Origin of the sequence: Levilactobacillus paucivorans (assembly GCF_001437125.1) — a bacterium.
In the GTDB taxonomy this organism is placed as follows: domain Bacteria; phylum Bacillota; class Bacilli; order Lactobacillales; family Lactobacillaceae; genus Levilactobacillus; species Levilactobacillus paucivorans.
On the sequence record NZ_JQCA01000004.1, the window covers coordinates 69,769 to 78,760 of the forward strand.

An 8,992-nucleotide genomic window follows, 5' to 3' on the forward strand; every position below is an offset into this window, starting at 1 on the left:
GTCGTCAGTTGTGTACTGGCGATCTTTTATGACAAGTGTCAACTGGAACTTAGGAGTAGCTGGGTAACTATTGGACAGTCAGGTGTCCGACACCAGGGAATAGGAGAGGTTAAGCTTGAGACAAAAAGCGGCAAATCAAACCACAAAGAAGAACTTTATTTTATACAAGGGGCACACGGGTTGGAAGATTAAGACCCGTATTTTTGGGACCTTACTCGTTAGTTTATCCGCAGTAGCCATCGCTGAAACTATTGGGACGGCAGATGTTCACGCGGCTACGTCAACACCAGATGCACCGGCGTCTGATACAGAATCTATGCCGGAATCCGAACAGGGGAACATTGCAACGCTCAGCTCCACAAAGACCACGACACCAACTGTCCAAGCGGCTCCGGTTACCGAAAGTACGGATGTTTCTAATGAAGTTGATGCGGATACAGCAACTAATACGACAAGTGATAAGCAATATCAAACTTTAACGCCAGATAAACCAGTCCAGGTTGGTAAGACGGATGGCTCCGGCGTGACGTTATCTGGTAGCCAGGTTCAGAACCACTTTACGAATACGGTCCAAAACTTTGCCAAAGCGACAGATAAGAATACCGGAAAACATTTGGAAGGTGACGTCGATAAGAATAAGACCGTTCAACCAGCTGATCCAACGACAGGCGTCTGGCAACTGACGACTAATGGTACCCATGATTTCTGGGACGGTTTTCTTATGCACATTGCTGGCCCCCAAACTGCCCATGTATCTTTTGAAAATGAAATTGATTTTGACCATGACTTTACAATGGTAGGTGGGTTAGGTGTTGGGTCATTAGCCTCAGGTGGGGCCGATAGTGTTGGCATTGTTTTTGCACCCGGTGATCCGGAATATGCAACGAAAGGTGGAACTGGTGGTAATTTAGGCCTAGGTGGCTTGAATAACGCTTTTGCCTTCGTTTATGATGATCATCATAATGATGGCTCGGATGATACCAAAGTTGTTGACCCTGGATCAGGGGCATACTTTGGCTGGCGGTCGACTGATGCCAGTGGTGCTATTCAAAATGTCAATGACGCGACGGCTTGGAAAGCAGCTAGTTCGTTTGACTTAAGCGACCGGGCCACCAAGCTTGTAGACTTTACGATGACTTATGACTCGTTTAATAAAGTGTTAACCGTGACTATTCAGAACCAGAAATTCACCCGATCACTTGCTGACATCGACACCTCAAAAGGCTATTCAATTTCAATTGCGGCTTCCACGGGGGAACAGTCTAATGATTACTCCGCCAGAATCGACAGCTTTACCTACACACCAAAGACAGCTACAGTATCCGTTAATGTGAAGGACGCTACGGCCGGAGACACACCTGTAAGTACCAAGACGTCAGTTACTGCCAACATCGGGGATACCATTTCTGTATTCTCTACGAAGGAAGCAGCGGAACGGGCAGTCGCCGCAGATCCAACGCTAGATCCTAGTCTAGTTACGGTAATTCCGGCAAGCACGACAAGCAATGTATATGTTGTTGATGGCGACCAAGCCACTGCCAGCAATGGGACAGTTAACTATGCCGCTGGCGACTCAAGCCTTGCTGATTCGGCATATTACAGCTACACAGTGACCGGGGATGCTAGCCAAGCATTTAGCGTTCCCGTTGCCCAAGCCTTTACTGCCGAAGTCACGCCAGTTGATTCAGCGACTAATGTTGCGATTCCTGGTATAACGCCTATCCAGGTAACCACGGTTGCTGGTAAATCAACGGTGGTTCAGTTCCCAGGCTACACGCCTGTAACTGTTGTTCTGAATGCTCCGACTGACGGTGAGACGATTGCTAAGGATATTGTAAAAATTAACACGAGTACGACACCATCAACAGCAACGGATGTTGCCAACCCAATTGAACACTATTACACGGCTACCGGTGAAACGATTGATGGGACCCCGGTTACAGCCAATGTAACGGTAGGAACGAATCAATCCGTCACGGATGCACTTAATGCGCAACCTATCGGGGCGGATGGTAAGCCTGCAGCAGATGGGACCACGCCAGCTTACACCTGGTCTGAGGTTCCTAATGCCAGTGATACTGACTCCACAGATTCAGCAACTCCTCAGGATAGTAAGAGTATTCTGGTTCCAACCAAGACTACATTAGATACATGGCTGCAAAAAGCGACCGACAACCAAGCTAAGGCCGATGCTGACAAGGCTAAGGCCCAAGGTATTTATGATAAATTCATCGCGGGTGCTGGCATCACTGATGAACAAAAGGATGCCGCTAAAGCGCTACTAGATTCTGTCAACAAGATGTATAGTGATCTTTCGACTAGTAATGGGGATGCCAAGACAGCCTTAGAAGCTGCCGAAGCCTCGACCGATCCGGCTACTATTGTTGATGAAAGTCAAAAGGGCTATAACGCCATGGCCAGCATGGATGATTCACTCAGTGCATTTGAAAAGAACATCGATGATATGGCGACGACAAACGCGGCTACTCAAGCTAGTTTGGCCAGCTTTGTCCCTTGGACGAAAGTCTACGGGGAATCATTGGGCTTCCCTGATGTGACCTTTGGTGATGGATTCGGCGCGACAGTTACTGACGCCCAAAAGGACGGCTTCAATAAGAGTGGTTACTTCTATTACGTCGATGCTACGAATTCAGGTACGCAGGTCACGCCTAAGAATGTTGGGACTTATTACTTTAAATTAACTGACGCCGGGCGGACTTATCTTAAGAGCTTAACGCCAGACAACCCCAATGCTGGACTCTACGTTTCTGCCACACTTACGATTACACCAGCCACTGCAACGCCAACTATTCAAGATACTAGTGTGGTGTACGGTGCAGAGCCAACGATCACGGGTAGCTTAGGATCAGACTTAGCAAATACAGACCATCCACTTACTCAGAATGATTTTGAAATTATTGATAATGCTACTGGAAAGGTTGTTTTGAGTAATCAGCTACAAGCTGGTGGCGACTACACGATTCACTACACCACTGATGCACAGGACACTCTGAAGGAAGACACGAATTATACCTTCGGTGATTTTGGAACAGCCACGTTAACTGTGACGCCACGAGACATCACCGTGACCGCACCAACGCTTACGAAGACTTATGGTGAGAGTGATCCTAAATTTGAGCTTACTGGTGTTTCAAGTGGTGAGCTAGGCAATAAGGATCAACTCTCTGATTTGGGCGTGACGCTCAAACGGGATGCTGGTGAAAATGTTGAGGCTCAGCCATATACAATCAGTGCTGACCCTACATCAAATCTGAATAAGAATTACAACATTACTGTTACCGCAGGAAGCTTAACCATCAACAAGAAGCCAGTCACAGTGACAGTTAATGATGTTACGGCTACTTATGATGGCACGACGCCTAAGACCAATGGCTTCAGCGTACCTGATGGCGCTTTAGTCGGCGACGATACTGTTACTGATCTTGGGGTTACATTGAACCCAATTTCCCAAGTCGCTGCTGGAACGTATACGGATGCCATTACAGGGACTTCGACTTCGAAGAACTATGCCGTAACAGTTGATCCAGGAACAGTGACGATTGCGAAAGCAGTTAGTTCTGTGGATTTAGGTGCCGCTACCATGGTTTATGGCGATGAATTCCCTACATTCACATTCACAAACAACGTGCCAGAGACCACTAGTGCGATTACTCAAGATGATTTTGAAATTGTGGATACTACTGGTAAAACAGTTACAGCATCCCAAGCACAAGCTAATGGCACGTACACGCTACAATTGAAACAATCCGCTAAGGATCGATTGAGTACGGAAAATCCTAACTACGACATTACTTTTGGAACGAGTGCATTGACTGTCAACCAACGGCCAGTTTCAGTAACGGCAACGGATACTGGGAAGACCTATGGTGGTACAGATCCCGTCTTAGAGTCAACTAATGCGGGTACTGGTGCAAGTACCGGCCTCGTTGCTGGTGATGATTTGGGCGTAAAGCTTACTCGGAAGTCTGGCGAAGATGTTGGGTCGTATGATATTACGATGGATCCAGCTTCGGACTTGAATAAGAATTATGCAATCACCTTTACTCCAGGAACCTTTAAGATTGCCGCAGCAAATAGTGATGTGACAATGAAGGATACCAGTGTGGTTTATGGTGACAGCTTGCCAACAACCATTAGTGTTACGGTCAATGGAAGCACTAGCGACCTTAAATCCGCCGATTTTGAAATTGTAGATGATGCTACGAAAAAAGTTGTCAGTGCTAACCAGTTACAAGCAGGCGGCCAGTACAGTCTGCAATTGAACGCCGACGCTCAAGCCACGTTGAGTAAGGCAAACCCTAACTACACACTCAACTTTGTTGCGGGTGGATTGACTGTCACGAAACGACCAATTACGGTGAAAATCAATGATGTCACTACCGATTACACGGGTAAGGCACCCGAGGCAAATGGCTTTAGCATTGCATCGGATGATAAGTTAGTTGATGGCGACAACAACGATTCACTTGGTATTAAGCTGAATACAATCGAAGCGACTGATGTTGGAACGTATGCAATTTCAGGAACATTTGATCCAGCAACAAACTACGCTGTCACGCTTGAAGACGGAACGCTGAAAATTTTGGGGCATGACGTTGATTCTAAGAAGAATGTGACGATCACCGAAAGAGATTCAGATGGTAACGTGGTTCGGATTGATAAGCAGTGGGCTGATGGTAGCGAAACGATTTACACGGATGACAATGGTACGCGGACGGTAACGGAGAAAAAAGATGGGAACCAGGTTGGCGAACCACAGACGTTTACCTCTGATTCTGATAAATTGACGCTGACTGATGATGACAATACGAGCACTACCGTTGCCATTGACCCCACAACCAATCAGCCAACGTTTGACCATGAAACGACGCAGACGAATGGCGATACGACCACGACGAAAGACGCCGAAGGGAACGTTACCCAAGTCGTTAAGACGTGGCCCGATGATAGTAAAACGACGTACACATATGATCCCGGTAACGGTGACTGGACAGTCACCGAAGAAAAAGATGGGCAGACGCCTGTTGAAAAGAAATTCGGAAAAGATGATACGCAGGCAAAAGTAACCCTTGGTGATGGTGTTGATACCATCGTTAACACTGGACAGCCAGGGTCACAGCCAACGTTTGAACATGACACGACGGTGACGGTAACTGATAAGTCCAATAACGTGATTACTGCCACGACGACAGATGACAAGGGCAACGTTATCAAGGTCGTTAAGACGTGGACCAATGGCACGCAAACGACTTACACTTATGATCCGGCTACTGAAAAACGGACTGTGAGTGAACAAAAGGATGGCCAACCAGTTGGCGACGCACAGCCTCTGACCTCTGATTCTGGAAAGGTAAAGCTAGTTGATGATCAGAATTCCAACACTATTGTTTCTCTTGATCCGAAGACCAACCAGCCAACGTTTGATCATGAGGTGACGAAGACGGATGGTGACACGAGCACGACGATCGATGCCGACGGGAACGTTATTCAGGTCGTCAAGAAGTGGCCTGATGACACCCAAACGACGTACACCTATGATCCAACGACTAAGACTGGAACGGTAACGGATCAAAAAGACGGGAAGACGATTGAACAAAAGACACTCAACCCCGGTGACACGACGGCAACAGTATCCAACGGCAACGGTGTTGAAACGACCGTTAATACTGGGCAACCAGGGTCGCAACCAACGTTTGACCATGAAACAACGACGACGGATGGTGACACGACTACGACGACCGATGCCAACAAGAACGTTACTAAGGTTGTCAAGAAGTGGCCTGATGACAGTCAAACGACTTACACCTATGATCCAGCCACTGGAGACTGGTCGGTAACGGATCAAAAAGACGGGAAGACGGTTGAACAAAAGACACTCAATTCCGGTGATACGACGGCAACGGTATCCAACGGTGCTGGTGTTGAAACGACTGTTAATACTGGACAACCAGCAGGGTCGCAACCAACGTTTGACCATGAGACAACGACGACGGCTGGTGACACGACCACGACGATCGATGCCAACGGGAACGTTACCAAGGTCGTCAAGAAGTGGCCTGATGACAGTCAAACGACTTACGCCTATGATCCGGCTACTAACAAACGGACTGTGAGTGATCAGAAGAACGGGCAGCAGGTTGGCGAGGCACAGAACTTGACTCCTGATTCTGGTAAGGTAACGATAGCTGATGACAATGATACAAGTACTATCGTTAGCTATGACCCCACAACCAAGCAACCAACGTTTGATCATCAGACGACGCAGACGGCAACAGATGACTTTGGCAACGTCACTGCTACGACGAAAGACGCGAAAGGCAATGTGGTCAAGCTGGTTAAGAAGTGGCCAGATAGCACCCAAACGACTTACACCTATGATCCAGCTACAAAAGAACGTTTTGTAAGTGAACAAAAGGATGGCCAACCAGTTGGCGACAAACAGCAGCTGACCCCTGATAATAAGGCAACATTTGCTGATGATGACAATACGAGCACGACCGTCGGTATTGATCCAAAAAACAACGAGCCAACCTTTGATCATGAGGTGACGCAGACGGCGACTGATAAGTCTGATAACGTTACTGCCACGACCAAAGACGCGGAAGGTAACGTTGTCAAAGTTGTCAAGACCTGGAACGATGGTAGTCAAACTGACTACGCCTACAATCCAAGTACTGGGAATCGGACGGTAACGGAACTAAAAGACGGGAAGTTGGTCGACAACCAGACAATTGACCCTGATTCTTCAGAGGCAACATTGGCAACTGGGGATGGTATCGAAACAATTGTAGATACCGGACAATCAGGTGCAGAGCCAACGTTTAAGCATGAGACGACGAAGACAGAGACTGATAAGTCTACTGGCGACATTACTGCCACGACGACCAATGCTGATGGCGTTATCGTCAAAGTTGCTAAGAAGTGGCGAGATGGTAGCGAGACAGCCTTTACCTATGATCCGACAACTGACAAGCGGATGGTGACGGAGCTAAGAAACGGGAAGACTGTTGAGCAGAAGCCAGTTGACCCCGATGCTTCGGAAGTGACCGTGTCGGATGGAGCTGGTGGTACAGCAGCTGTCAAATTCAGTGATTCAGATCCAGTGCCGACATTTACGCATACGCCAGCAGTCGTTACTGTGCCAACGAAGGACGCCGACAAGGCTGTGAAGATTACCAAGAAATGGCCTGATGGCCTTCAGGTAGTTTATACGTATGATCCAGTAAGTGGTAAGCGGATCATTCGGGAGCTGAAAGACGGCAACCTCATTGAGCAACGTACGATCAAACCTGGTGCCTTATCTGCAACTCTTCCTGATGGCAAGGGTGGTTCTACTACCATTAAGTTTGATGAGACTGGAACCGCACCAACCTTTACCCGTCAGCTTGCGGACAAAGTAAATGTTCACAAGGTCACGTCACGAAAGAAGACGCTGAAGAAATCCGATGCAAACAAGGGTAAGAACTTGAGTAAGCAATCGGGCGCTGTGAAGCCACTGGCTCAAAGTGGGAAGAATCTTCAGAGCGTTAAAGAGGCAGTTGCAGGTGACACTGTTGTCACTGGACGTGTGCAGTCTCAACAACAAACTGAGTTGCCACAAACGGATGAAAAGAATGAAGGTTTCTTGGTAGCATTAGGTTTACTGTTATCATCAACCTTGTTAGTTCCATTCCGTCGTAAGCGGGACTAAACGTAACAAGTAGTAGAACAAGGATTGATCAAAAGGCTCCTAGTTTCTTACCTCGAAACTAGGAGCCTTTTGTGTAGGATGATTATGGAAGATGGGTTAGGTGACTACTTAGCAGGTGTTAAGTAGCTTGAGCGTAAGTGTTTCAGTTGAGTGTTGGATAAGCCCAGACCCTTGTGTAGGAAGTTATCCATGTTACCGTACTTCGTATTGATAGCCTTGTACATGGTGTTCAGGTAAGCCATCTTAACGCCATTTTGGGCCTTGAAGTTGGCGATGACCGTTGGGGTTAATTCCTTGCCTTGGGCCTTCCAGCCAGCTTCTTGACGCTTCAGGTTTTCTTTGTTGGTGTTGACCAGGTATGTATTGGACTTTAAGTAATCCTTCGCGATGGCCTTCTTGTTGAAGTTGAGGGCGGAGAGCACCAATACAGTTCCCATGCCGGCACGGTCCTTACCAGCTGAACAGTGCCACAGAACGGCCTTGTTCTTCGGGTTCTTCAAAAGTTGGTGGAAGAGTGACTTGTAAGCCTTACGTCCTTGTGCCGTGGTGATGGCATCGTGGTAAGATTTCTTCATCATCTTGTCGCCGGCATTCTTCTTAGAGAAGTCGGGGAAGGCACCGAAGGATTTGAAGACGTTAGCCTTAACCAGCTTAACGCCCTTCATTTTCACGTCAGGACTCTTTTCTTGTTCGATAATGGTCCGCAAGTCAACGTCGGTTGCGACGTGGTAAGTCTTGACCAGTTTCTTTTGGTCGGATTTGGATAAAGTCGAGAGACTGTTGGAACGAATTAAGCGGTGAACCTTGATCTTCTGTCCCTTGCTGTTGATGTAACCCCCTAAGTCGCGGGCGTTTGAGGCGCCTTGGAGCTTGATGTGGGTTGACTTGGACTTCACCGTCTTGGCCTTGGTCCGTTTCGTCGTTTGGGTCGTCTTGGTTTTAGCGGCGGCCGTGATCGACATCAGGGGTTGTTGCCAACCCAACGTAGTGGTCAACAACAGGGCAGTCACTAAGGTACTCATTCGTTTTTTCATCTTGCTAACTCCTCCTCTTTCTTTGGTACAGCTTCCAGAATACGCGGCGGATGTAAAGACTGTATGTTGATTGTGTAAAGGTGAGGACACCTCCTCATTTAGCTATTAAGATGTTCATAAAACAGTCGAGACTGTTGGTTTAACAAGTACGTTAACTAGTCCTTGAATTCGCTTTCACCGTCGAGTAAAATTGGTTCTCTGTCAACTGTTGTTGGTAAAATTCGTATGAAGGTAGCTTGATCACGGT

General features: G+C 47.5%; 2 protein-coding genes. One reads left to right on the forward strand and one right to left on the reverse strand.

Annotated features, from left to right (window positions below):
• Window positions 1–115: 115 nt before the first annotated feature.
• Window positions 116–7,711, forward strand: a complete 7,596-nt coding sequence (locus tag IV54_RS00430) for an MBG domain-containing protein (RefSeq protein WP_057877451.1) — start codon at window positions 116–118, stop codon at window positions 7,709–7,711.
• 104 nt (window positions 7,712–7,815) lie between these two features.
• On the opposite strand, the gene IV54_RS00435 is transcribed toward IV54_RS00430, so the two are convergent.
• The gene (locus IV54_RS00435; protein ID WP_057877452.1) at window positions 7,816–8,745 is read right to left on the reverse strand and encodes a tyrosine-protein phosphatase; all 930 of its coding nucleotides are present in this window, start codon (window positions 8,743–8,745) and stop codon (window positions 7,816–7,818) included.
• Window positions 8,746–8,992: the final 247 nt, after the last annotated feature.

Coding starts and splice junctions, on each gene's coding strand:
- IV54_RS00435 (WP_057877452.1), bottom strand. CDS start 8,745: ATGAAAAAACGAATGAGTACCTTAGTGACTGCCCTGTTGTTGACCACT.